We start from the raw sequence: 22,698 nt of genomic DNA on the forward strand, positions 1-22,698 counted from the left end.
CTATGCCCGGACGCGTCTGATATCGGCTCCCAGCTGAGAGAGCTTTTGCTCGATCCTCTCGTATCCGCGGTCGAGGTGATAGACCCGGGCGACCTCGGTGGTGCCGCTGGCCACCAGACCGGCGAGAACGAGGGATACGCTGGCGCGCAAGTCGGTCGCCATGACTGGCGCTCCGGAAAGCGCTCGGACACCTCTCACGATCGCTCGGTTTCCCTCCAGGCGGATGTCGGCCCCCATCCGGTCCAGCTCCTGGGCGTGCATGAACCGGTTCTCGAAGATCGTTTCCGTGATCACGCTGACGCCGTCGGCGACCGACATCAAAACCATCATCTGCGCCTGCAGATCCGTGGGGAACCCGGGATACGGGAGGGTGGTCACGTCGACGCTCTTCACCCGCATGCCGCTTCTCACGCGCACGGCGTCCTTCCCGACCGTCAGGTCGACCCCTGCTTCCCTGAGCTTGATGAAAAAAGCGTCCAGGTGATCCGGCCGCACGCCCTTCACCACGATGTCGCCGCCGGTCAGGGCTCCGGCGATGACGAAGCTTCCGGCTTCGATCCGATCAGGGATCACCGTGTGGGTGACGCCGTGCAGCTCCGGCACTCCCTCGATGGTGATGATGTCGGTGCCGGCGCCGCTGATTCGGGCCCCCATGCCCGAAAGGGCGATTGCCAGGTCCTCGACCTCCGGCTCCTTGGCCGCGTTCTCGATCACCGTCGTCCCCTCGGCGAGGGTCGCGGCCATCATGAGATTTTCCGTGGCTCCGACCGAGGGGATGTCGAGGTAGATCTTTGCGCCCTTGAGCTTCGCGGACCGAGCTTCGACGTACCCGTGAACCTGCTCGATCGAAGCGCCCATCGCAGCCAGTCCCTTGAGATGCAGGTTGACCGGCCGCGTGCCGATGGCGCAGCCGCCGGGCGTGGAAACCCGCGCCCGCCCGAAGCGGGCGAGCAGCGGACCCAGAACCAGAAACGAAGCCCGCATGGTTTTCACGAGGTCGTACGGCGCCTGGAAGTCGGTTACCCGATCCGCGCGCACGAAGACCCTCCCGGTTCCCTCGCTCCAGCCCTCCTTGTCGACGGCGACCCCCAGACCGGAAAGAAGCTTGAAGGTGGTGCTGATGTCGGCGAGGCGGGGAATCGCCTCGTAAGTACAGGGCTCCGCGGTCAGGAGGGAAGAAATCAACACGGGCAGGGCCGCGTTTTTCGAGCCGCTGGCCCGCACCTCGCCTCTCAAAGGCGTCCCGCCTTGAATGACGACTTTGTCCATGCGGCCGTTCCTATGTTTCGGCCGTGGGCCGGCGCGCGACCAGGACCCTCTCTAGGCCAGAGCTGTCCCGATACACGGCGGGCCTGCCGTAGACACGCGCCGACTCGATGAGCTCTCCGACCGGACCCGCCATTCCAGAACCGATCTCCAGCGCCAGGAACCCGCCCTGTGCCAGATAGCCGCGGGCATCGTCGAAGATCCGCCGATAGAAGTCCAGACCATCGGCGCCGCCGTCCAGGGCAACCCTCGGCTCCCAGTCGGCGATTTCCGGAGCCAGCCCGGCGATGTCGCTGCGGCGAACGTAAGGCGGATTGGAAACGATCAAGTGGAACGGGCCGGCATCTGCGTCGAGCGCGCCGAAGAGGTCGCCCCTGGCGAGCCGGATACGATCGGCGACGCCGTGGCGGCGGGCATTGTCGCGGGCGACCTCGAGCGCATCCTCGGAAATGTCGGTCGCCCAGACGCGCGCCCGGCTGATTTCTTTAGCGACCGCCACCGCGATCACCCCGGCACCGGTGCCGATGTCGAGCACGCGGAGCTCCCGCTCCGATTCGAGCGAGCTCGCCAGCACGACGGCGATCTCCACGAGGAGCTCCGTTTCGGGCCGGGGAACCAACACGGAGGGAGTCACCCGGAATTCGAGGGACCAGAATTCTTTTCGACCCACGATATAAGCGAGAGGCTCGCGCCTGAGTCGGCGGCCGATGAGTTGCTCGTATCGGAACCGCTCTTCCGGGCGGACTCTTGCGTTGCGGTCCGTGCAGAGCCTTTCTTTCGTCCATCCGAGCGCTTCCCCGAGAAGGAGCTCGGCGTCGAGCAAAGCGCTTTCGATGCCGGCCGCCGCCAGGCGCCTCCCGCCCTCCGCCAGAAGCCCGCGGACCGATGCTGCGGGGCCGATCATCGACCGCTCGATTTCAGAAGTTCCCGCCATTGTCCTTATGCCGTCGCCTTGAGGGCCTCAGCCTGATAGTGCGTGATCAGCCCGTCCACCAGCTCGTCGATCTCCCCCTCCATCACGCGGTCCAGCTTGTAAAGCGTCAGATTGATGCGGTGGTCGGTCACCCGGCCCTGCGGAAAATTATAGGTGCGGATCCGTTCGCTGCGGTCTCCGCTCCCGACCATCATGCGCCGGGAAGCCGCGATCTCGGAGCGCTGTTCTTCCAGCTTCTTTTCCAGCAACCTCGCTCTCAGGATCTTCATTCCCTTGGCGCGGTTCTTGTGCTGCGACTTCTCGTCCTGACAGGAAACCACGATGCCGGTGGGAAGATGTGTGATCCGGACCGCGGAATCCGTAGTGTTGACGCTCTGCCCTCCGGGTCCCGAGGAACGGAAAACGTCCACGCGCAGATCCTTCGGATCGATCTCGACCTCGACCTCGTCGGCTTCCGGCAGAACCGCCACCGTGACCGTCGAGGTGTGGATCCGTCCCGAGGCTTCGGTCACGGGAACGCGCTGCACCCGGTGCACGCCACCCTCGAACTTGAGCCGGCTGTAGGCTCCGGCGCCTTCGATGCTGGCGATGATTTCTTTGAAGCCTCCGAGACCGGTCGGATTGGAGCTCATCATCTCGACCCGCCAGCCCCGCGATTCCGCGTAGCGCGCGTACATCCGGAACAGCTCCGCGGCAAAAAGCGCGGCCTCCTCCCCGCCGGTGCCGGCCCGGATCTCGAGGATAACGTTCTTGGCGTCATTGGGATCTCTGGGCAGGATGAGAATCCGAAGGCGGTTTTCGAGCTCCGCCTTTCGGGCGCGCAACGCCGCCAGCTCTTCCTTGGCGAGCTCCCGCAAAGCATCGTCCTTTTCATCGAGCAGCTGGCGGTTCTGCTCAATCTCCCGCTCCACCTTGCGCCATTCCCTGAAGCACCGCACGATTTCCTCGAGCTCAGACCGCTCCTTGGCGATCTTGGAATACTCCCGCTGCTGACTGAGGAGCTTGGGGTCGGACATGAGACCTTCCAGCTCCACGTATCGTTTCTCGACTTCCGCCAGTTTATCGAGCATCGGCGCACCCGTATCTCCGGGTCTAGCGACGGAAAAAGAAAAAAGGGGCAAAGGGAAGCCCGCCACCCTTTGCCCCTTTATGCGACCCAAAGCTGTTTCGACCGCTGGCCTGCCGGGCTTACTCTTTGATGCCGTACTTCTTTCTGAACTTCTCGACGCGACCCGCGGAATCGACCAGTTTCTGCTTGCCAGTGAAGAAAGGGTGGCAATTGGAGCAGATATCGACGTGGATCTTGCTCACCGTGGAGCGGGTTTCGACAACATGCCCGCAGGCGCAGATCACCTGTGCCGCCTTGTATTCCGGATGAATTCCCGGTTTCATAAAGTACTCCCGAAGCGTTTTTTATAACACACTCCTCTTCTCTCTTCAAATCCGGAACTTTCGTTTCAAAAACAACGACTTAGGCTGGCGGACCGGAAGATTTGCTTGCCGGCCCGGGACGGGTGGGGTATCCTAGTACATGTTTTTTCCGACCTGCGGGTTGGTCGATTGGTGGATTTGCTCGAGAAACCCTTTGACGGGCTGGCAGCGACAAAATTCCCGGCTTCGGGTCCCGGGTTCCGGTCAAAGCAGCGATTTCGGCCCGAGCGCATGATACGGTGTCTGCATACGAACGAACTCAGTAAACGTCAGGGTAGGGTTTAAAACCATGGCCAAGAACGAAGAGGTCCTCTCGACCCGGTCCGATCCCCACCTTCCCCCGGTTCCGTTGTCCGTGGAAGCCACGGAGCTCGATTTCGGCTTCCTCGCAGACCTCGCCCTCAAGACCGTTTACGCCGACACCAATTGCACCACCGAACGGGCGTCCCAGAAGCTCAAGCTTCCGATGCCGCTGACCGAACAGTTGTTGCAGCACCTGTATCGCGAGAAGTTCGTCGAGATCCGCGGCCTGATCAGCTACGGCAACAACCGTTACGCGATGCTCGACCGGGGCTGGCAGCGGGCCCAGCGGCTGCTCGAGATCAACGGCTATATCGGGCCCGCTCCCGTCTCGCTCGCCGCCTATTCGAAGATGATCGTCGAACAGAGCGCGAGCCACGAAAACATCCCGCCCCGAGCGGTTCAGGCCGCGTTGTCGGGACTGGTTCTCCCCGACGCCACGGTTCAAACGCTCGGCCTGGTCGTCAACTCCCGGCGAAGCCTGTTTTTGACCGGACCCTCGGGAAACGGCAAGACGACCATCGCCACCGCGTTGCACCAGGCGCAGTCGGGAGAGATCTGGATCCCGTACGCGGTAGAGGTCGACGGACAGATCATCAAGGTCTTCGACCTTCACAACCACGTGCCGGTGGACCCACCGGAGCAACGTTACGATGAGCGCTGGGTGCGGATCAAACGCCCCATCGTGGTCGTCGGCGGGGAAATGACCATCGAAACCATGGACCTCATCTACAGCGAGACGGTGCACTTCTACGAGGCGCCGTTTCAGATGAAGGCCAACGGCGGGACCCTGGTGATCGACGACTTCGGCCGCCAGCGAGTCGAGCCTCACGACCTTCTCAACCGCTGGATCATTCCGCTCGAGGGGCGGGTCGATTATCTCACGCTCCACACGGGAAAAAAGATCGAGGTGCCCTTCGAGCAGCTGCTCATCTTCGCTACGAACCTCGACCCCAAGGATCTGGTCGACGACGCCTTTCTGCGCCGGATGGGATACCGCCTCTTCATCAACCAGCCGAACCAGGAGCTGTACGGGAAGATCTACCGGAACTACGTGGAGGGGCAGGGGCTCAACTACGACCCGGCTCACCTCGAGTTCCTCTTCCAACGCTATAAAGAGGAAAATCGACCGCTGCGGGGCTGCGAGCCGCGCGATCTGATCCAGCGCTGCCTGGATATCTGCGCCTACGAAAACCGCCCGCGCGAGATTTCCATCGATCTGCTCGCGCTCGCCTGGTCGAACTACTTCGGCGCCCGGCCGGCGTCGCGCTGAGCTACAAAATCCGTAACCTCCGGGAGCCGGCGCCTGGAAAAACGCGCCGGCCCCGGCTCGTTTGACGCACCGCCCGCAATCGTATATTTTTCCCTGACCTTTCAAGCGACAGAGGAAGACGATGGCCTACTCAGACCTTCACGAACACCTGAACAGGCTCGACGCCGCCGGCTATCTGCGGCGCGTCCGACGCCTCATCAACAAGGACACCGAGCTCCATCCGCTCGTGCGCTGGCAATACCGCGGCGGCATTCCCGAGGAAGACCGCAAGGCCTGGCTTTTCGAGAACGTCACCGATGCAAAGGGCCGACGCTATGACTTTCCCGTGGTCGTAGGCGCCCTCGCCGGCAATCCCGCGATCTACTTCATCGGGATGGGCTGCAAGAGCGCGGACGAGATGGACGAAAAGTGGCGGCGCGCGCTTTCCCAGCCGATTGCGCCGGTGATCGTCCGGGAAGGGCGCTGCCAGGAGGTGGTGCACTCCGGACGCGACCTCGAACGGGAGGGCTTCGGCCTGGACAAATTCCCGGTGCCCATCTCGACGCCCGGGTTCGACAACGGGCCCTACACCACGTGCTCCCACTGGTTCACCCGCGATCCGGAAACCGGGATCCAGAATGTCGGCAACTACCGCGGGCAGATCAAGTCGCGCACCCGCGTCGGCGTCTTTCCGTCCGGACTGGGCCAGGACATCTACCTCCACTGGAAAAAAGCCCAGGAGAAAGGGCAGCCGCTGCCCGCGGCTCTGGTGCTCGGTGCGCCGCCCGTGGTTTCTTACGTTTCGGTGCAGAAGGTCTCTTACGGCGTGGACGAGATCGGGGTCGCGGGCGCGCTGGCCGGCGAACCGATTCCGATGGTCAGGTGCAAGACCGTGGACATAATGGTCCCTGCAGATGCCGAAATCGTGATCGAGGGGAACCTCAACACCGAGTGGATCGAGCCCGAAGGACCGTTCGGGGAATCGCACGGTTACATGCATCCGCGCCAGCTCAATCCTTTCATGGACGTCACCGCGATCACCCACCGCAGGGACGCGATCTATGTATCCTGGCTGAGCCAGCTGACCCCGAGCGAGTCCTCGGTGATCCGGAAGATCGGCTACGACCGGCTCATGCTGGTCCACCTCCGCGACGAATGCCGCATCCAGAGCGTGCTTCGCGTCGAGATGCACGAGCCGTTGACCAACACCTACAAGCTCGTGATCATCCAGATGCGCCGACCGAGCGAAGCGGAGGTCTGGCGCGCCCTGCACGCCGCGTGCTCGTTCCACCCGGGAGTGGGAAAGATCGTGGTCGCCGTGGACGAGGACATCGATCCCTCCAACGAAGCTGCCGTGTTCTGGGCGATGTGCTACCGCATGAAGCCGCACCGGGACGTGCACATCGTCGGAGGGATGGAAAAGGGGCACGCTCCGCCGTTTCTGTACAAGCACGAGACGCTCGGCACCGACGTGGTGTCGTATCATCTGCCGGCCGACGAGTCCGCGATGCTCTGCAACGCCATTCAGAAGGAGCCTTTCCCTCCGGTTTCTCTGCCGAAGCGGGAATACATGGAAAAAGCGCGCGAGATCTGGGAGGAGCTGGGCCTGCCGAAGCTGCGCCCGCAGATGCCCTGGTTCGGTTATTCCCTCGGCCAGTGGGACGAGGAGCTGGACGAGGAGGCCCGGCTGGCGGTGGAAGGGCGCTACTTCGAGACCGGAGAAAAGCTCAAGGCGGGTCGGGTCAAGGCAAAGTAGCCCGGCTGTGATCCCGGGGCAAGCGGGACGACAGCAGGCGCCCGCGGTGCAAGCGCCATCGACCGGCGACAGCGCTCAACGCGCGTAGAGCCGGTCGATGGCGCCGCTCTGCTCCAGCTCTCGGACGAAGCGCATGTCGAGGAACCCCTGCGGATCGGCGTTCCTGGCCCGTGGGTCGCGCGCCGCGGCGAGATCGAAGATGGTCTGGACCGCCGCGGGCGCCGCGTACGGGGCCTTGGGAAACTGCTTGACGACAAAGGAATCGTACGCCTCGTCGAGCGCCTCGCGATCCCGCAGGTGCAGGTACTTTTGCATGACCTTGAGCGCCGCTTCGCGGTTTGTCTTGGCGTAGTGAATCGCTTCCGTCACCACCCGGACGACTCGCCGGACGATATCCTCGTGCGATCGGATGTAGACGCGCCGGGTCACCAGCCCACCCTGAAGAAACGGAATGCCGAGCTCAATGCCGTCGGCCAAGGAGCGGAACCCTAGCCGCCGGGCCTGAATCGTTTGGGGCGGATCGAGGACGGTCGCATCGAACTTTTTTGCTTCCATAGCGGCCAGGCGGGTGGCCGGCCCGCCGCCCCCGGCCTGGATGATCTGGACGTCGCGGTTCTCATTGATGCCGAGCTTGCGTAGAATCAGGCGAAGCCCCCAGTCGGCCGCGGCACCGAAACGGCCGATACCCACCACCTTCCCGCGCAGATCCTCGGGCCGGCGAATCTCGGGACGCGTGACGAGCTGGTAGGAGAGCAGGTTGCACCAGCCGGCAAGCATGACGACGTCCAGCCCGTTCAAATAAGGACCCGCCGCCAGTCCGCCGGACATGGTGGCGATCGGCGCCTGGCCCGCGGTCAACGCCTGCACCGCCGGGCTGGAGTCGACGTAGATCAGGTCCGCGGCCAGACCGTGGCGCTCGAAAAGACCGGCTTCCCGGGCGAACCAGGTAATCGAATTGGTCATCGTAAACTGGCTGTAAATGATGCTGAGCCGTTCTTGGGCGATCGCCGACGTGGACAAAAACAGAAGGACCGCCGCGACGAGCGCGGCCTCCAGCCTCTCTTTTTCCATGGCAATGCTCCCCCCCTGAACCCGGCTCGCGGTACGCCTGTTCGCACACCCCGACGTGCGCAACGCCGGCCTCGACGCTATTCGAGAACCGTGGCAGCGGTCAAGAAAAAAATGCGCGCGAGGGTCGGTAACGGTGACTCCCTACGGAGCCGGCGAGCGCGCGGGTCCCGAACTCTGGACAGCTCGAGAGAAAAAAGATGGTGGAGCTGATGGGAGTCGAACCCACGACCTCTTGAATGCCATTCAAGCGCTCTCCCAACTGAGCTACAGCCCCACAGCGGACGGGATGCTTGGAGGCAGGTGACGAACTCAAGTTAGAAGAGCCGCCGGGAAAAGTCAACTTCAGCCGAACCGGCGGCGTCACCGCCCGCGGACCATCTCCTCGGCGTGCCGGCGGGTCCTTTCGGTGATCTTGATCCCTCCGAGCATCCGCGCGATCTCCTCGATCCGCCGGGATTCGTCCAGCTTTTCCACCCGCGTGCTCGTCCTGCCCCGCCGAACCTCCTTTCGCACCGCGTGGTGCGAGTCCGCGAGCGCGGCGATCTGCGGCAGATGGGTCACGCAGAGCACTTGATGGGTGGAAGCGACCTGCTTGAGCTTCTTGCCCACGACCTCGGCGATGGCCCCGCCGATACCGGCGTCGACCTCGTCGAAAAGGAGCGTGGGGATGTCGCCGGGAAGGAGGACCAGAGATTTGATCGCGAGCATCAGGCGGGAGAGCTCGCCGCCGGAGGCCGTCCTGGCAAGCGGCTTCGGCGGCTCGCCGGGGTTGGGCGAGAAATAGAACTCCACCTGGTCGGCTCCCTTTTCCGTGATTTTCCTGCCGTGCATCACAAAAGGCGGCTCGTCGGTCTTCTCGGAAGCTTCAAGGAAGCGCACCTGGAAGATCGTCCCCGGCATGCCGAGGCTCCTGCACTCGCGCTCCAGCTCCTTCTGCATGCGGCCGGCAAGCCTGCGCCGCTCCAGCGACAGAGCTTCAGCGCTCTTCCACGCGGCGCTCCGGGCGGCCTCCAGCTTTTTTTCCAGCTCGGGCAGCTCTTCCTCGCCGCGGTCGAGCGCCTCGAGCTCCGCGCGCAGCTCGTTACAGACGCGCAGGATGTCCGGGACCGCTCCGCCGTACTTCCGCTTGAGGCGCTGAATTTCCGCCAGGCGGTCCTCGAGCCGCTCCAGAGCCCCGGGCTCGAATGCCACCCGCTCGCCGTAGCGGCGCAGCTCTCCGTTGGCTTCTTCCAGATGGGCCATCGCGGCGGCAAGGAGGTCGACCGCCGGTTGGAGGGAGGCGTCGATCCTGGCGAGCTCGCGCAACTTGTTGGCGTATCTCCCCACGCGGCTGATCAGCGCGTCCTCGCCTTCGTACAGCAAATCCTCGCCTTCCAGGCATCCCTGGTAGAGCCGTTCCGCGTTGGCGAGGATGCTCTTCTGAAGCACGAGCTCCTCCTCTTCTCCGGGACGGAGCTGCGCCTTTTCGATCTCCTCCACCTGCGCTTCCAGCATCCCCCTTTGCCGCCGACGCTGCTCCAGCAAGGCGCGCGCCTTCGCAACGGCCTCCCAGGCCTCCGCCAGAGCGCGGAAGCGTCCGGCATGTTCCGCCGCCGCGGCGGCGAGCCCTCCGTAAGCGTCGAGCAGCTGCAGGTGCGCTTCGGGGTGAAGCAACGTGTGGTGCTCGTGCTGGCCGTAAACATGCACCAACGAGCGACCGACCTCCGCGAGCAAAGCAAGGGGAGAAAGGCTTCCGCCCAGATAAACGCGATTTTTCCCCGACCGGCTCACCACGCGCTTGACGATCAGCTCTTCGCCGACTTCGCAACCCGCCTCCGTCAGGCGTGCCGCTGCGGCTTGCGGCAGCTCGTCGAACAGCGCCTCGACGCTCGCCTCCTCCTCGCCGTGGCGGATGATTTCGGAGCCGACGCGCTCGCCCGTCACCAATCCCAGCGCGCTCAGAATAATGGACTTCCCGGCCCCGGTCTCGCCGGTGAGCACGTTCAACCCGGCCGACAGCTCGAGCGACAGCTCGTCGATCACCGCGAAGTTCTTGATACGGAGCTCCCGCAGCATGGCTCTTCCGTCATCGTTCGCCCCATTTGAGCTTGTTCCTGAGGATCTCGTAATAGCTTCTTGAGGCGACCTTGATCAGCGACACCGGCAGCCCGGAGTCGCGCGCTTCGACGCGGTCGCCGTTGTTGAGCCGCATCCCCTGCCGTCCATCGGGGCTGAGAATCACCGTGTCCCCCGCCGAGCGCAGGGTCACCCGGATCGTGGCTTTGCTCGGGACCACGATCGGGCGATGGGTCAGCGTATGGGGGCAGATCGGGCTGAGGATGATCGCGCCGAGCGCCGGCTCCAGAATCGGTCCCCCTGCGGCCAGGGAGTAGGCCGTAGAGCCCGTCGGCGTCGACACGATCAGGCCGTCCGCCCGGTAGGTGCACAGGTAGTCTTCGTCGACGTAGGTTTCGAGATCGATGATGCGGCTGCGGGCTCCCTTGGCGATGACCACGTCGTTCAGCACCCGAAAGCGGCGCGGCTTGCCGCGCTTGCCGAATACCCGAGCCTCCAGCGTCATTCGCTTCTCGACGGCGTAGTCGCCCTCGAGCGTCTTCGAAAGCACCGCCTCCAGCTCGTCCGCGGCCACTTCCGTGATGAAACCCAGCCCTCCCAGATTGACGCCGAGAATCGGCACCTCGGGCCGCTCCACGAGCGGCGCGATGTTGAGGAGCGTGCCGTCGCCCCCCAGGGAAATGATCAGGTCCGCTTTACGGGCGATTTCCTTTTTCGTGCACGAGGAGGCGGAGGCAAGCCCCCGCACGGCGCCGTTTTCGACGAGAACCTTCTTCCCTCTCTGCTTCAGCCAGGGCACCAACCATCTGACCATTTCGGTCGCCTTAGGCTCCTGGTATTTTGCGACGAGTCCGACGGTGCGAATCATGAAAAGCCCCTACGCGACCGCGAGAGTAGCATAACGCGAGACAAAATGCCCGACGTGCGCCGCTCCGCGCGGCCTCCTCATGGAGCCCGTAACCGGCTTTCTCGAGCGGACGGCGGCTCCGTGAAACGCTCCGATAAGTACGGCGACGGTCGGGGCCATCGGAAAGCAACTCCGCAGGCGATATTGCAGGGGTGGCGGGGCGTCTGCAAGAATATCGGCTGCGCCTGTGGGGTCATTTTGCCGGCTCACGGCTCGGCCTCCTGCTGACCGGTGCCGAGGTTTTCACCGCGAGGGCCGGACTCCCCGGCTTTTCGCCGCCATTGGAGGAAAACTCATGTTGCCGTCCAACGCGAGACGACTCATGCCCTGGGCGATGCTTCCTACCCGTATCGGTCTCGGGGCTGTCTTCATCGCCCACGGAGCGCAAAAGCTTTTCGGCTGGTGGGGTGGGACCGGCCTCCAGGCGACAATCGAGACTTTCGAGCGTTCGTTGGGCGTGCCCCCCTATCTGACGGTGCTCGCCGCCGGAACGGAGTTTTTCGGCGGCATCGCGGTGATTCTGGGATTGCTCACGCGCCTTTCAGCCTTGGGCCTGGCGTGCGTCATGGCCGTCGCGGTGTGGACGGTTCACCTCGCCAACGGCTTTTTCCTCAACTGGTCCCTCACCCCCGGTCAGGGGCACGGCTTCGAGTTCAACCTCACCTTGATCGCGATGGCGGTGAGCCTGATGCTGTCCGGTCCGGGCAAGCTATCCGTCGACCGCCTGCTCGGGTTCGAGAACGACTGAGCACCGATCATTGCGCCGCGCGGGAGAGCGCCCCGCCGGGGCAGAGAAGTCGCTCTGCCCTCCGCGAGATTACTGATTACTGATTTCTGATTTCTTCGAGCAGCCGCTTCGCCTTCTGCTTGTGCCTGGCGTCGTCAGAAAAACGGATCGGCAGCGGTTCGATCGACCGTAGCAGCGCCCGGGCTTGCGCCCAGTTTTCCGCCGCGATGTAGCTTTGCGCCAGCTCGAGACGGCTGACGATCACGCCGGGATTGAGCGCGATCGCCTTTTTCAGGAGTTCGACGGACTGCTCCAGGCTTCCCCGCGGGATCGAGCGGCCGTAGACGACGTTGGCGAACAGGCGACTCATCCTTCCGATCTCCGCCATCTTTCGGTGCCAGACGCCGTAAACGTGATAAGCGAATCCGTTGCCGGGATCGAGCGCGATCGCCCTTTCCACCGCCGACCGGATCTCCCCGGCGAGGTCGATCTGCGTGCCGACCGGGGAAATCATGGCGATGTTTCCGAGCGACCAGGCCACGTAAAAATGGCCCCACGTGGAACCCGGATCGACCGCGACCGCCTTGCGCGCGAGTCTCTCCGCGATCCGGTATTCCTCGAGGCGCTTGGCCTGCCAACCGGGCTCCGACTCGAGGACCATGTCCCCGATGTCGATGTGGGCGCGCGCGAGCATGGTGAGCGCCTCGAAGTGATCGGGTTCCGCCTCGAGCACCTTGCGTAATTCCCGCGCCGCCTCTCGAGGCTTGAACTGGGCGTGCAGCCGTTCCGCGCGCTTGACCAGCTCGGCGATCTCCGGACGCTCCGGCCGGCAGTGCGCGCAGCCCGGACGGGCGGGCTCCTGCGCGCCTCCCGGCACGGCCGCTCCCACCCAGGCGATCGCGCCGATCAGCAAGAAAAGCTTTGCTTGCACCCGCATGGTCACCGGATCGGTACCGGCCGTCCGGCCTCGTCGATCGCCACGTAGGTCACTTCTGCGGCGGTGACCCGCACGGGCCGGCCCGGCTCCCTCGCCCGCTCCGCCTCGACCTCGATGCGCACCGTGAGCGAGGTGACTCCCTCGCGGACCACGGACGTGTAAAAACTCACGAGATCACCGACGTAAACGGGAGCGATAAACTCGACCGCGCGCATGGCACGGGTGACGAAGTCGCGACGGACGTGCTGTGAGGCGGCCAGCGCTCCGGCCAGGTCGATGTGACTCAAAATGACGCCGCCGAAGATCGTGCCCCGCGCGTTCGTGTCCCGCGGCAGCATGGTTACGCGCAGCTTGGGGTCTCGGGCTTCGGCCATGGATAGAGGGCGCGCCGGCGCTTCCGCGAAACTTCGAACGCCGGCGCTCAAAGGTAGGTCAGCCAGCCGCTGTAATCCTTGTTTTTCCCCTTGATGACGTCGAAGAACACGCGCTGCAGCTCGCCCGTGATCGCGCCCGGGCGGCCGGTACCGATCGGGCGGTGGTCGACCTCCCGTATCGGGGTCACTTCGGCAGCAGTCCCGGTAAAGAACGCTTCATCCGCCGTGTACAGCTCGTCGCGGCTGAAGCGCTCCTCCGTGACCTGATAGCCCTTGTCGCGCGCGATCGTGATGATCGAATCCCGGGTGATACCCGGCAGAATGGAGGTCAACGGGGTCGTTTTCAGCCGGCCGTCGCGCACGATGAAGATGTTCTCTCCGCTCGCCTCGGAAACGTAACCCTCGGAATCGAGCATGATCGCTTCGTCGTATCCCGCATTCTTCACCTCGGTCTTGGCCAGCACGGAGTTGATGTAGTTTCCGGACGCCTTGCTCTTGGTCATCATGACGTTGACGTGATGGCGCGTATAGGAGGAGACCTTCGCGCGGATGCCGTTCTTCAATCCTTCGTCCCCCAGATACGCGCCCCAGGGCCAGACCGCGATGCAGACGTTGATCGGATTCCCGGGTGCGTACAATCCCATCTCCCCCAAGCCGACCAGGGCGAGCGGCCGGATGTAGCACTCTTTCAGGTGATTTGCCCGGATGGTGTCGAGAATGGCCGTTTTCAGCTGCTCGACGCTGTAAGGCAGCGGGAAGCCCAGGATCTTGCCGGAGTCAGAAAACCTGCGAACGTGCTCGTCGAGGCGAAAAACCGCCGACCGGCCGTCGGCCATGGAATAGCAACGAATCCCTTCGAAATAAGCGGTCCCGTAATGGAGTGCGTGGGCGAGCACGTGAACTTTCGCGTCCTCCCAGGGAACCAGCTTTCCGTCAAACCATATTTTTTCCGTCCTGAGCGACATGAGCTTTGTCGAAAACTCCTGACCGGTGGGGGCGAGCCGTCATTTTACGTGCGCTCGCCTCAGGTATCAAGGGCGGGGACGCGCGACGAGCAACACCGCTCCTAGAGGCTCTCCTTCAGGCTCGGCGCGGGCTTGAAGTCGATCGTGCGGCTCGCCTTGATGACCATCGCGGCGCCGGTTTGTGGGTGGACGCCCTTGAGCGCCTTGCGCGAGCGCGCGGTGAAGGTGCCGAACCCCGGGAGCTGGAAGCGTTTGTTCTTTCGGATCGCCCGCGCGATTCCCTCGAAGACCGCGTCCACCGCCCCTTCCGCCGTCGCCTTGTTGATCTAAGCTCCCTTCGCGACCGCCTCGATCGACTCGGCCCTGGTCATAGCCCCTCCCGGCTTTCCGGGCCGCTTCCCCACCGGCTGAAGCTCACGAGAGCCCGGGTATGAAACGGGATAGTTTCCAATCGAGCCGGAATTGTCAACACCGAAAAGATACCCCCAGCCGCTCGTACAACAGCCCGTAACGCAAGCCCTGATCGCTCACGATCACCCGCTCGATCCCGCTCAACGTCATGATCCGCTCGACCAGCAGCGTCCCTGCGAGAATCACGTCGGCACGGCGCGGGTCGAGTCCGACGATCCGTTTTCGCTCGGCGATCGAGCGCTCGCCGTAGAGACGAGCTTGCCGCCGCACTTCCGCGAGCCCCAGAGACTCGCCGTGCACCGCCTCGTGCGAGTACCGCCGGAGCCCTCTGGCAACCGCCGCCAGAGTGGTGAAGGTGCCTGCGATCCCCACCATCGTTCGCGCGCCAGCCGCTGCGCGCAGCGGCTCGCACGTCGAAGCGATTGCACCGTCGATGGCCGCGACCGCCAGGCGGATCTCCGCTTCGGTGACGGGATCGCTTCGCAGGAAGCGCTCGGTGATCCGAACCGACCCGAGGTTTACGCTTCGTGCCTCGACCGTCCCGCCCGGCTCCCCGCGAACGAATTCCGTGCTGCCGCCACCGATATCCACGACCCAAAGCTCGCCGCGGCGCAGGCCGAGCCCGCGGTGCACGGCCAGAAAGGCGTAAGCCGCCTCCTCCTCACCCGAGATCACGCGCACCTCCAGACCGAGGCGCTCGCGGAAGCGGCGGCAGACCGCCGCGCCGTTGCGCGCGTCGCGCAGGGCGCTCGTGCCGACGGTGCAGATGCGCTCGACACCGAGTTCCCTGCACCGGCGCAGATACCGTTCCAGGACCGCGTAGCTTCGCTCCTCGCCTTCCCGGCCGATCCGGCGGGTGCGATCGACACCTTCCCCGAGTCGAGGAATTTCCGCCAGGTCCTCGAGGACCCGGAAGCGCCCTCCGTCGCGCAGTTCGGCGATGAGACAGAGGATCGTGTTGGTGCCGATGTCGATGAACGCCTCGCGCGGGCTCATGGCACCGAAGCGGTCCCGGCGGCCGAAGCTCCCCGGAGCTCGATCTCGACCAGCCGCCGCCAGGTTTCCAGGTCGCGCAGCGCGCGCTGCGCCAGGATCTCCCGCTTCTGCCTTTTCGAGGCCGCTCCGGCGACCGGCGGCAAAAGCCCGAAGTTGACGTTCATCGGCTGGAAGTGCCGCCGGTGCGGATCGCTGATGTAGCGGACCAGGGAGCCGAGCGCGGTCGTGGGCGGAGGAACGACCGGCGGCTTGCCGGCGACCAGCAGCACCGCATTCAATCCGGCGAGCAGGCCGCTGGCCGCTGATTCGACATAGCCTTCCACGCCGGTGATCTGCCCGGCGAAGAGCAGACTCTCGCGCCGGCGCCACTGCAGGGTCGGCTGCAGATGCGCGGGCGCGTCGATGAAGGTGTTGCGGTGCAGGCTCCCGAGCCGGACGAACTCGGCTTGCGCCAGCCCCGGGAGCATGGAGAACACCCGGCGTTGCTCGGGATACGTCATCTTGGTCTGGAAGCCGACCAGGTTGTAGAGCGTCGCCTCGCGGTTTTCCTGTCTGAGCTGAACCACGGCGTACGGCCGCCTCCCGGTTCGCGGATCCACCAGCCCCACGGCCCGCATCGGGCCGAACGCCAGGGTTTCACGCCCGCGGTCCGCCATCTCCTCGATCGGCATGCAGCCTTCGAATGGCACGAAGCGCTCGAAGCTGCGCGTCGGGACGCGCTCGGCCGTTCTGAGCGCGTCGACGAAACGCTCGTATTCTTCGCGGGTGAGCGGCAGGTTGAGGTAATCGCCTTCCTCGAACCCATGGCGCGATGCGCGGAAGGCGACCTTCATGTCGATCGACTCCGCCGTCACGATCGGCGAGATCGCGTCGTAAAAATAGAGGTGCTCCGAGCCCAGCATGGCCGCCAGCGCCTCCCCCAGCGCGGCAGAAGTGAGGGGGCCGGTCGCGATGATCGTCAGCCCGTCCGGCACCTCGACGACTTCCTCGCGCACGACGCGCACCGTCGGAAGCGCCGCCAGCGCCTCTCCCAGCGCGGCAGAGAACAACGCCCGGTCGACCGCCAGGGCAGAGCCGGCCGGAACGCGGGCCGCCTCCGCGGCGCGAACGACCACCGACCCCAGCCGCCGCATCTCTTCTTTCAGCAAACCGGCGGGAGTGTGGAGCGCGTTCGAGCGCAGCGAGTTGCTGCAAACCAGCTCGCCGATATCGGCCGTCGAATGGGCCTCGGTCATGCGCCGCGGGCGCATCTCGAAAAGCTCGACCCGCACTCCCCGGCGCCCCAGCTGCCAGGCCGCCTCCGCACCCGCAAGGCCGGCTCCGATCACGCGTACGGGCTCCATCGGGCTATTCTCCCGCAGGCGCCGAATAGTCGCACTCCCTGCTGTAGCAACGGCGCGAGCGCCCTGTCCGCTTGGTCACCTTTTCCACCAGGATGGGCACGCCGCACTTCGGGCAGGGACCGGGAACCGGCCGGTCCCACGACGCGAACTTGCATTCGGGGTAGCGGTCACAGCCGTAAAAGACCTTGCCGCGGCGCGACTTGCGCTCCTTGAGGTTGCCTTCCTTGCATTCCGGGCATTTGATCCCCAGATCGACCGGTTTTTCGAGCGGCCGGATGTTGCTGCATTCCGGATACCCGCTGCAGCCGAGGAACTTCCCGTACTTGCCCCACCTGAGCTGCATCGGCCGGCCGCACTGCTCGCAGGTCTCCTTGATCTCGGCATCGGGCGCGACCTGGACTTTCCCCTTCTCGTCGCGCCGGAAGTTTTTCGTGTTCTTGCAGTCCGGGTAACGCGGGCAGGCGAGGAACTCGCCGTTGCGCCCCCACTTCACCACCATCATCGCCCCGCACTTGTCGCAGGCGATGTCCGTGGGCACTTCCTGGCGCTTGACGTTCCGCATCTGGGACTCGGCCTTCTTGAGATCGCGGGAGAAGGGGACGTAAAAGCGCTTCATCGCTTTGGTCCACTCCTCCCTCCCCTGCTCGATCTTGTCGAGCTCGTCCTCCATTCCGGCCGTGAACTTGACGTTCAGGATGTCAGGAAAGCTGTCGACCAGCAGGTCGGTCACGAGAAAGCCTAGCTCGGTCGGCACCAGCGCCCGGCGCTCGTCCTGCGCGACGTATTCCCGATCGAGGATGTTCGAGATGATGGTCGCGTAGGTCGATGGCCGGCCGATGCCTTTCTCGTCCAGTTCCTTGATCAGCGAGGCCGGAGTGTAGCGCGGCGGCGGCTGCGTGAAGTGCTGCTTCGGCTCCATCGACAGGAGCTTCAGGGATTCGCCCTTCTGCAGGTCTGGCAAGATCCCGTCGGCTTCCTGGTCCTCGCCGTCCGCCGCCCCGTCGGGCTCCGCCCCTTCGATGTAGACCCGCATGAAGCCATCGAACTTGACCTGCTGTCCGGTCGCGCGAAAAACCGCCTCGCGCACCGGGATCTCGAAGGCGGTTTGATCGTACAAGGCCGGCACCATCTGGCTGGCGACGAAACGGTCCCAGATCAGCTGGTAGAGCTGGAACGCGTCCCGCTTGAGAAAGCGGCGCACCCGCTCCGGCGCATAGTCCATCGAAGTGGGCCGGATCGCCTCGTGTGCGTCCTGGGCACCTTTCTTGGATCGATAGGTGTTCGGCTTCGCCGGAACGTAGCTGCGGCCGTACTGTCGCTCGATGTGCTCGCGCACGGCGGCGAGCGCGTCGGCCGATATGCGGGTCGAGTCGGTCCGCATGTAGGTGATCAGGCCTACGGACCCTTCGCTCCCCAGCTCGACCCCTTCGTAGAGCTGTTGGGCGAGCTGCATCGTACGTTTCGGCTGGAAGCCGAGCTTGCGAGCCGCTTCCTGCTGCAGCTTACTGGTGACGAACGGCGGGGCCGGATAACGGCGCCGTTCCTTTTTTTCCACCTCGCCGATGATCCAATCGGCGCCCTCGAGGGAAGCCAGGATCGCCTGGACCTTCGCCTCGTTCTCAAGCCTGAACTTCTTGTTGTCGATCCTTTCGCCCTGCCAGGCGACCAGGCGTGCCCGGAAGGACGGGGGCAGCCGTCCCTCCAGCAGCGCGGTGACCGACCAGTACTCCTGCGGCTGAAACGCGCGGATCTCTCTCTCGCGCTCGCAGACCAGCCGCACGGCCACGGATTGAACCCGGCCGGCGCTCAACCCGCGTCGCACCTTGCTCCACAGCAAGGGGCTGATCTGATAGCCGACCAGACGGTCGAGCACCCGCCGCGCGATCTGCGCATCGAACTTGTTGCGGTCGAGCTCGCGCGGGTTGGCGATCGCTTCGAGCACCGCCTTGCGGGTGATTTCGTTGATGAGAACCCGGTGAACCCGCTTGTGGTCCTTGGCCACCTGATCGGCGATGTGCCAGGCGATCGCCTCGCCTTCGCGGTCGGGATCGGAGGCGAGATAGATGTTTTCCTTCCCCCTGGCCGCCCGTTTCAGCTCCTCGATCACCTTCTTCTTGGACTGGATGACGTGGAAGTCCGGAGCGAAATTCCTCTTGATGTCGACGCCCAGCTTGTTCTTGGGCAGATCGACGATGTGCCCCACCGAAGCCTTGACCTGAAAATCGCGGCCCAGATACCGTTCCAGGGTTCTGGCTTTGGCTGGAGATTCGACGATGACTAAGTTCTTCGCTGCCATAGCTCCTTTTCTAGCTTAACTAACGCTCCACGGCGTATCGACCGCCGGGCAGTTGCTTGAGATACCCCTGAAGCTCGAGGTTCAGGAGAATCTCGGAGATTCGCCCCGCCGGAAGGCCCGTCGCGTCGATCAGCTCGTCGACGTGCCGCGACTCTTCCCGGAGCATTTCGAAAACCTGCCGGACGTCCTCCGGGGCGTCCGGCGCGAGCGCCAGCGCGTCATGGCCCGGGCCTTCAGAGGAGACCGCCGGAAGCTGGGGCGCGATTTCTTCAATGATATCGCCGACGCTCTCGACGAGCTTGGCCCCGCGCCGGATCAGCTGGTGCGGGCCACGACTGCGGCTCGAGCCCGCCGGCCCCGGCACGGCAAAGATCTCCCTTCCCTGCTCCGCCGCCAGCTCCGCCGTGATCAACGAACCGCTTTTTTCCGTCGCCTCGACCACGACAACCCCCAGGGACAGACCGCTGATCAGGCGGTTGCGCGCTGGAAAGTGATGGGCCATCGGGCGCGACCCCAGGGGCAGCTCCGATAGCACGGCGCCTCTTTCTGCGATCCGCCGATAGAGGCCTACGTGCTCCGGCGGGTAAACGCGGTCGGCTCCGGAACCGAGCACCGCAATGGTTCTTCCGTGCGCGGCCAGAGCGCCTTCGTGCGCCGCGCCGTCTATCCCGCGCGCCATCCCGCTCACCACGGTAAACCCTGCGGCGGCCAAGCCGCGGCAAAGCTCGGATGCGATCCGGCGGCCGTAATCGCTGGCGCTTCTCGAGCCGACGACCGCCACCGCCCGATCGTCGGCCGGCTGCAGGGCGCCTTTGACGTAAAGGAAAGGCGGCGGGTCGGCGATTGCCCGCAACCGCGCCGGATACTCGTTCGACGCGAAGGGGACGATCCGGATCCCGGCTTGCTCGGCCCGCCGAAGTTCCTCTTCGACCCCGGACCAGTCCGTAAAACTCGCCAGCGCCTCCATGGCGACCTCGTTCAGGCCCTTTACCCGAGCCAGGTCGCCTGCCGACGCCTGTAGTGCGAGCGTTGGGTCTCCGAAATGTTCGACGAGCCTTTTAAACCCCGAGCCGCCCAGGCCGGCTATGCGGCTCAAGGCAACCCACGCAGCGGCCCCGCCACCCTCCATCCCCACCCCTCCGACGCGAGCCAAGGTAGGTTCAACCATCGGTTCTCCCGCCCCTGTCAGGGCGTTGCCGCAGACGAGGCGACTGGCGCCGCGGGCGAGATAATAAAATGATAAGGTAAAATGCGCCCGAAGGCTAGAACCGGGTCAAGGCGCTTCGGCGCTAGCCCCTGTCCGGGGTCTTAACGCGTTTAACAGCGGCTAAAGCCCCTGTCAACGCCTGTCTCCCTTCCGCTCCTCGCGGCGCGCCCGGAAGATCAGCCGAAGCGGCGCGTGGGCAAAACCCAGCTCCTGCCGCAGCTGCTGCGCGAGGTACCTCCGGTAGCCCTCGGGCACAGCCCCGGGAAAGTTTACAAAAACCGTAAAAGCCGGTGGCCGAACACCCGTTTGGGTGGCGTAGAAAAATTTCACAGCCTTTCCCTTGTAGAGAGGAGGGGCGTGGGCCTGGACCGCACGCCGCAGCGCCTGGTTCACCAGCGACGTCGAGACCCGCCGCCGGTAAACGTCCAGCAAATCCCGCGCGGTTTCGAGCATCTTTGCCACGCCGTAGCCGGTCGCCGCGGCGATGAAAACGACCGGCACGAACTCCAGAAACGGGAGCTTGAGATAGACCTCGCGGCGGTAGTAGTCCTCGGACCGGTTGCCGTTTTTGGCCATCAGGTCCCACTTGTTGACGGCGATCAGCTGGGCCTTGCCCCGCTGATGAGCGTAGCCCAGGATCTGGGCATCCTGGTCGGTCACACCTTCGGGACCGTCAAGTATATGGATCACCAGATCCGCCCGGTCCACCGAGCGCAGCGCCCGCTGGACGCTGGTACGTTCCAGACGGCCGCTGATCCGAGCCTTGCGCCGGATCCCGGCCGTATCGATCAGCAGGCAGGGCTCGCCTTTGAGGTCGAAAGGGCTGTCGACGGAGTCGCGGGTGGTCCCCGGGGTTGCCGCCACCACGGACCGCTCGAACCCGAGCAGGCGGTTGATCAGCGTCGACTTCCCGACGTTTGGCCGCCCGACGACCGCGATGCAAAGCGGGCCCTCGGCCTGGCCCGGTTGCGCTTCACCGCCGGGTGCTTCCGGGAGCCTGCGGGCGATCTCGTCGAGCAGATCGGCGACGCCCGATCCGTGCTCGGCGGAGATCGGCAGCAAAGGCTCCAGACCGAGCTCGTAAAATTCGTAGAGAGCGGCGGCCCTGGCCGGGGAATCGATCTTGTTTACGGCGAAGACGACCGGTTTGCCGACCCCGCGCAGTGAGTCGACGACGTCGCGATCCAGGGGATTCAGGCCGCTCTTGCCGTCGAACAGGAAGATGACGACGTCGGCTTCCGCCAGGGCCAGCTGGCTCTGACGTTGCACGTGGGCTTCGACGTCGCTTTCCGCTCCCGGGACGAGCCCGCCGGTGTCGATGAGGCGGAATCGCCGCCCGCGCCACTCGGCCTCGCCGTAGTTGCGGTCGCGCGTCACGCCGGGAACGTCGTCGACGATCGCCTTGCGCTGACCGATCAGTCGGTTGAAAAGCGTCGACTTGCCGACATTCGGCCGTCCGACGATCGCGACCACGGGCAGGCCGCTCGGCCCGGGGCGCGGCGAGGGCGAAGCGCCGCCCATGTCACAAACCCATCTCCTTGAGCGCCTGCAGGTTCTGCGTCCATCCTTCGTCGACGCGGACGAACAATTCGAGAAAAACCCTGCATCCGAGCAGCGCTTCCAGCTCTTCCCGGGCTTGCCTGCCGATCTCCTTCAACATCGCCCCCTTTTTCCCGATCAAGATCGGCTTGTGGGAAGCTCGCTCGGTGTGGATGGTCGCCTTGATCACGACCAGGTTTTTTTCTTCTTTTTCGGTGAACTCGTCGATCGTCACCGCCACGCCGTAGGGGATTTCCTCGCGGGTGAGCAAGAAAATCTTCTCGCGGATGATTTCGGACGCCACGAAGCGCTCGCTCTGGTCGGTGAACTCCCCCTCGGGAAAATAACGTGGTCCCTCCGGCAGCCACCCCTCGACGGTTTTCAGCACCTCCGCGAGACCCTCCCCCTTGAGTGCGCTGATCGGAATGATCTCCTTGCCGGGCAGGAGCTCCGAGCATCGCTGGATGAGCGGCAGCAACTTGCTCTTGGCCACCAGATCGATCTTGTTGAGCAGGATCAGGACCGGTGTCTGCAGCGGCCGCAGCGCCTCCGCGATCCGCTCTTCCTCCGGTCCGATCCGGTCGTGCGCGTCAAGCAGCCAGAGAACGCCGTCGACCTCGTGCAGCGTCTGCAGCGCGATCTCCACCATGCGCCGGTTCATCAACGAGTGGGCCTGGTGGATGCCGGGCGTGTCGAGAAAAATGATCTGCGATCGCGACGTAGTGCGAATGCCGGTGATGCGGTTGCGCGTGGTTTGAGGCTTGGGCGTGACGATCGCCACCTTTTCTCCGAGCAGCTGATTGAGGAGCGTCGACTTCCCGACGTTCGGCCGCCCGATGATCGCCACGTAGCCGGAGCGAAACGGAGTCTCGGGTCCGCCCTTGTTCTTGTCCGAGGGCTCTGTCATAAACTGGTCAGACGCGCGGTTATT

General features: G+C 64.6%; 20 protein-coding genes and 1 tRNA gene. 3 read left to right on the top strand and 18 right to left on the bottom strand.

Annotated features, from left to right (window positions below; all coding sequences use genetic code 11):
• From murA to rpmE, 4 genes are all read right to left on the bottom strand, one after another.
• Nucleotides 1-1,269, bottom strand: coding sequence for a UDP-N-acetylglucosamine 1-carboxyvinyltransferase (gene murA, locus VNN77_07370; protein HXG51206.1), 1,269 nt, complete (start codon nucleotides 1,267-1,269; stop codon nucleotides 1-3).
• A gap of 10 nt (nucleotides 1,270-1,279) precedes the next feature.
• Nucleotides 1,280-2,170 (bottom strand): peptide chain release factor N(5)-glutamine methyltransferase, encoded by an 891-nt coding sequence (gene prmC, locus VNN77_07375; protein HXG51207.1) that lies wholly within the window; start codon nucleotides 2,168-2,170, stop codon nucleotides 1,280-1,282.
• 35 nt (nucleotides 2,171-2,205) lie between these two features.
• Nucleotides 2,206-3,270, bottom strand: a complete 1,065-nt coding sequence (prfA, locus tag VNN77_07380) for a peptide chain release factor 1 (protein ID HXG51208.1) — start codon at nucleotides 3,268-3,270, stop codon at nucleotides 2,206-2,208.
• Nucleotides 3,271-3,388: 118 nt separating this feature from the next.
• On the bottom strand, nucleotides 3,389-3,592 hold the full coding sequence (rpmE, locus tag VNN77_07385) for a 50S ribosomal protein L31 (GenBank protein HXG51209.1): 204 nt from the start codon (nucleotides 3,590-3,592) through the stop codon (nucleotides 3,389-3,391).
• A gap of 328 nt (nucleotides 3,593-3,920) precedes the next feature.
• On the opposite strand from rpmE, the gene VNN77_07390 reads away from it, so the two are divergent.
• Nucleotides 3,921-5,204, top strand: coding sequence for an ATP-binding protein (locus tag VNN77_07390; GenBank protein HXG51210.1), 1,284 nt, complete (start codon nucleotides 3,921-3,923; stop codon nucleotides 5,202-5,204).
• A 121-nt stretch (nucleotides 5,205-5,325) separates the two neighbouring features.
• Nucleotides 5,326-6,939, top strand: coding sequence for a UbiD family decarboxylase (locus tag VNN77_07395; GenBank protein HXG51211.1), 1,614 nt, complete (start codon nucleotides 5,326-5,328; stop codon nucleotides 6,937-6,939).
• Between the two features lie 75 nt (nucleotides 6,940-7,014).
• On the opposite strand, the gene VNN77_07400 is transcribed toward VNN77_07395, so the two are convergent.
• The 4 genes from VNN77_07400 to VNN77_07415 all read right to left on the bottom strand — a co-directional run bounded on the left by VNN77_07400 (nucleotide 7,015) and on the right by VNN77_07415 (nucleotide 10,933).
• Nucleotides 7,015-8,010, bottom strand: a complete 996-nt coding sequence (locus VNN77_07400) for an ABC transporter substrate-binding protein (GenBank protein ID HXG51212.1) — start codon at nucleotides 8,008-8,010, stop codon at nucleotides 7,015-7,017.
• Nucleotides 8,011-8,208: 198 nt separating this feature from the next.
• Nucleotides 8,209-8,284 (bottom strand) — tRNA-Ala (locus VNN77_07405).
• 86 nt (nucleotides 8,285-8,370) lie between these two features.
• Nucleotides 8,371-10,065, bottom strand: a complete 1,695-nt coding sequence (gene recN / locus VNN77_07410; protein ID HXG51213.1) for a DNA repair protein RecN — start codon at nucleotides 10,063-10,065, stop codon at nucleotides 8,371-8,373.
• 10 nt (nucleotides 10,066-10,075) lie between these two features.
• Nucleotides 10,076-10,933 carry an NAD(+)/NADH kinase gene (locus VNN77_07415; GenBank protein HXG51214.1) on the bottom strand — a complete coding sequence of 286 codons (858 nt, stop codon included), beginning with the start codon at nucleotides 10,931-10,933 and terminating at the stop codon, nucleotides 10,076-10,078.
• Nucleotides 10,934-11,267: 334 nt separating this feature from the next.
• On the opposite strand from VNN77_07415, the gene VNN77_07420 reads away from it, so the two are divergent.
• Nucleotides 11,268-11,720 carry a DoxX family protein gene (locus VNN77_07420; protein HXG51215.1) on the top strand — a complete coding sequence of 151 codons (453 nt, stop codon included), beginning with the start codon at nucleotides 11,268-11,270 and terminating at the stop codon, nucleotides 11,718-11,720.
• 76 nt (nucleotides 11,721-11,796) lie between these two features.
• On the opposite strand, the gene VNN77_07425 is transcribed toward VNN77_07420, so the two are convergent.
• The 10 genes from VNN77_07425 to era all read right to left on the bottom strand — a co-directional run bounded on the left by VNN77_07425 (nucleotide 11,797) and on the right by era (nucleotide 22,674).
• Entirely contained in the window at nucleotides 11,797-12,636 is an 840-nt protein-coding gene (locus VNN77_07425) for a tetratricopeptide repeat protein (protein HXG51216.1), read from the bottom strand.
• 2 nt (nucleotides 12,637-12,638) lie between these two features.
• Complete coding sequence (locus VNN77_07430) at nucleotides 12,639-13,010, bottom strand: hotdog domain-containing protein (GenBank protein ID HXG51217.1); 372 nt, start codon at nucleotides 13,008-13,010, stop codon at nucleotides 12,639-12,641.
• Nucleotides 13,011-13,057: 47 nt separating this feature from the next.
• Nucleotides 13,058-13,975 carry a branched-chain amino acid transaminase gene (locus VNN77_07435; GenBank protein HXG51218.1) on the bottom strand — a complete coding sequence of 306 codons (918 nt, stop codon included), beginning with the start codon at nucleotides 13,973-13,975 and terminating at the stop codon, nucleotides 13,058-13,060.
• Between the two features lie 101 nt (nucleotides 13,976-14,076).
• On the bottom strand, nucleotides 14,077-14,301 hold the full coding sequence (locus VNN77_07440) for an HU family DNA-binding protein (GenBank protein HXG51219.1): 225 nt from the start codon (nucleotides 14,299-14,301) through the stop codon (nucleotides 14,077-14,079).
• A 139-nt stretch (nucleotides 14,302-14,440) separates the two neighbouring features.
• Nucleotides 14,441-15,382 carry a Ppx/GppA phosphatase family protein gene (locus tag VNN77_07445; protein ID HXG51220.1) on the bottom strand — a complete coding sequence of 314 codons (942 nt, stop codon included), beginning with the start codon at nucleotides 15,380-15,382 and terminating at the stop codon, nucleotides 14,441-14,443.
• Nucleotides 15,379-16,725: a methylenetetrahydrofolate--tRNA-(uracil(54)-C(5))-methyltransferase (FADH(2)-oxidizing) TrmFO gene (gene trmFO, locus VNN77_07450; GenBank protein HXG51221.1), complete on the bottom strand. Its 1,347-nt coding sequence runs from the start codon at nucleotides 16,723-16,725 to the stop codon at nucleotides 15,379-15,381. Before trmFO ends, VNN77_07445 begins: the two co-directional genes overlap by 4 nt.
• Nucleotides 16,726-16,729: 4 nt before the next feature.
• Nucleotides 16,730-19,021: a type I DNA topoisomerase gene (gene topA / locus VNN77_07455; GenBank protein HXG51222.1), complete on the bottom strand. Its 2,292-nt coding sequence runs from the start codon at nucleotides 19,019-19,021 to the stop codon at nucleotides 16,730-16,732.
• 19 nt (nucleotides 19,022-19,040) lie between these two features.
• Entirely contained in the window at nucleotides 19,041-20,189 is a 1,149-nt protein-coding gene (dprA, locus tag VNN77_07460) for a DNA-processing protein DprA (GenBank protein ID HXG51223.1), read from the bottom strand.
• A gap of 171 nt (nucleotides 20,190-20,360) precedes the next feature.
• Nucleotides 20,361-21,749, bottom strand: coding sequence for a ribosome biogenesis GTPase Der (der, locus tag VNN77_07465; GenBank protein ID HXG51224.1), 1,389 nt, complete (start codon nucleotides 21,747-21,749; stop codon nucleotides 20,361-20,363).
• A gap of 1 nt (nucleotide 21,750) precedes the next feature.
• Nucleotides 21,751-22,674, bottom strand: a complete 924-nt coding sequence (gene era / locus VNN77_07470) for a GTPase Era (GenBank protein ID HXG51225.1) — start codon at nucleotides 22,672-22,674, stop codon at nucleotides 21,751-21,753.
• Nucleotides 22,675-22,698 lie beyond the last annotated feature (24 nt).

This window comes from Candidatus Zixiibacteriota bacterium, assembly GCA_035574315.1.
Classification (GTDB): domain Bacteria; phylum Desulfobacterota; class Binatia; order UBA9968; family UBA9968; genus DATLYW01.

Coding starts and splice junctions, on each gene's coding strand:
- rpmE (HXG51209.1), bottom strand. CDS start 3,592: ATGAAACCGGGAATTCATCCGGAATACAAGGCGGCACAGGTGATCTGC.
- prmC (HXG51207.1), bottom strand. CDS start 2,170: ATGATCGGCCCCGCAGCATCGGTCCGCGGGCTTCTGGCGGAGGGCGGG.
- VNN77_07400 (HXG51212.1), bottom strand. CDS start 8,010: ATGGAAAAAGAGAGGCTGGAGGCCGCGCTCGTCGCGGCGGTCCTTCTG.
- prfA (HXG51208.1), bottom strand. CDS start 3,270: ATGCTCGATAAACTGGCGGAAGTCGAGAAACGATACGTGGAGCTGGAA.
- VNN77_07395 (HXG51211.1), top strand. CDS start 5,326: ATGGCCTACTCAGACCTTCACGAACACCTGAACAGGCTCGACGCCGCC.
- VNN77_07445 (HXG51220.1), bottom strand. CDS start 15,382: ATGAGCCCGCGCGAGGCGTTCATCGACATCGGCACCAACACGATCCTC.
- murA (HXG51206.1), bottom strand. CDS start 1,269: ATGGACAAAGTCGTCATTCAAGGCGGGACGCCTTTGAGAGGCGAGGTG.
- der (HXG51224.1), bottom strand. CDS start 21,749: ATGGGCGGCGCTTCGCCCTCGCCGCGCCCCGGGCCGAGCGGCCTGCCC.
- dprA (HXG51223.1), bottom strand. CDS start 20,189: ATGGTTGAACCTACCTTGGCTCGCGTCGGAGGGGTGGGGATGGAGGGT.
- trmFO (HXG51221.1), bottom strand. CDS start 16,725: ATGGAGCCCGTACGCGTGATCGGAGCCGGCCTTGCGGGTGCGGAGGCG.
- topA (HXG51222.1), bottom strand. CDS start 19,021: ATGGCAGCGAAGAACTTAGTCATCGTCGAATCTCCAGCCAAAGCCAGA.
- VNN77_07435 (HXG51218.1), bottom strand. CDS start 13,975: ATGTCGCTCAGGACGGAAAAAATATGGTTTGACGGAAAGCTGGTTCCC.
- VNN77_07415 (HXG51214.1), bottom strand. CDS start 10,933: ATGATTCGCACCGTCGGACTCGTCGCAAAATACCAGGAGCCTAAGGCG.
- VNN77_07430 (HXG51217.1), bottom strand. CDS start 13,010: ATGGCCGAAGCCCGAGACCCCAAGCTGCGCGTAACCATGCTGCCGCGG.
- VNN77_07425 (HXG51216.1), bottom strand. CDS start 12,636: ATGCGGGTGCAAGCAAAGCTTTTCTTGCTGATCGGCGCGATCGCCTGG.
- VNN77_07420 (HXG51215.1), top strand. CDS start 11,268: ATGTTGCCGTCCAACGCGAGACGACTCATGCCCTGGGCGATGCTTCCT.
- era (HXG51225.1), bottom strand. CDS start 22,674: ATGACAGAGCCCTCGGACAAGAACAAGGGCGGACCCGAGACTCCGTTT.
- VNN77_07390 (HXG51210.1), top strand. CDS start 3,921: ATGGCCAAGAACGAAGAGGTCCTCTCGACCCGGTCCGATCCCCACCTT.
- recN (HXG51213.1), bottom strand. CDS start 10,065: ATGCTGCGGGAGCTCCGTATCAAGAACTTCGCGGTGATCGACGAGCTG.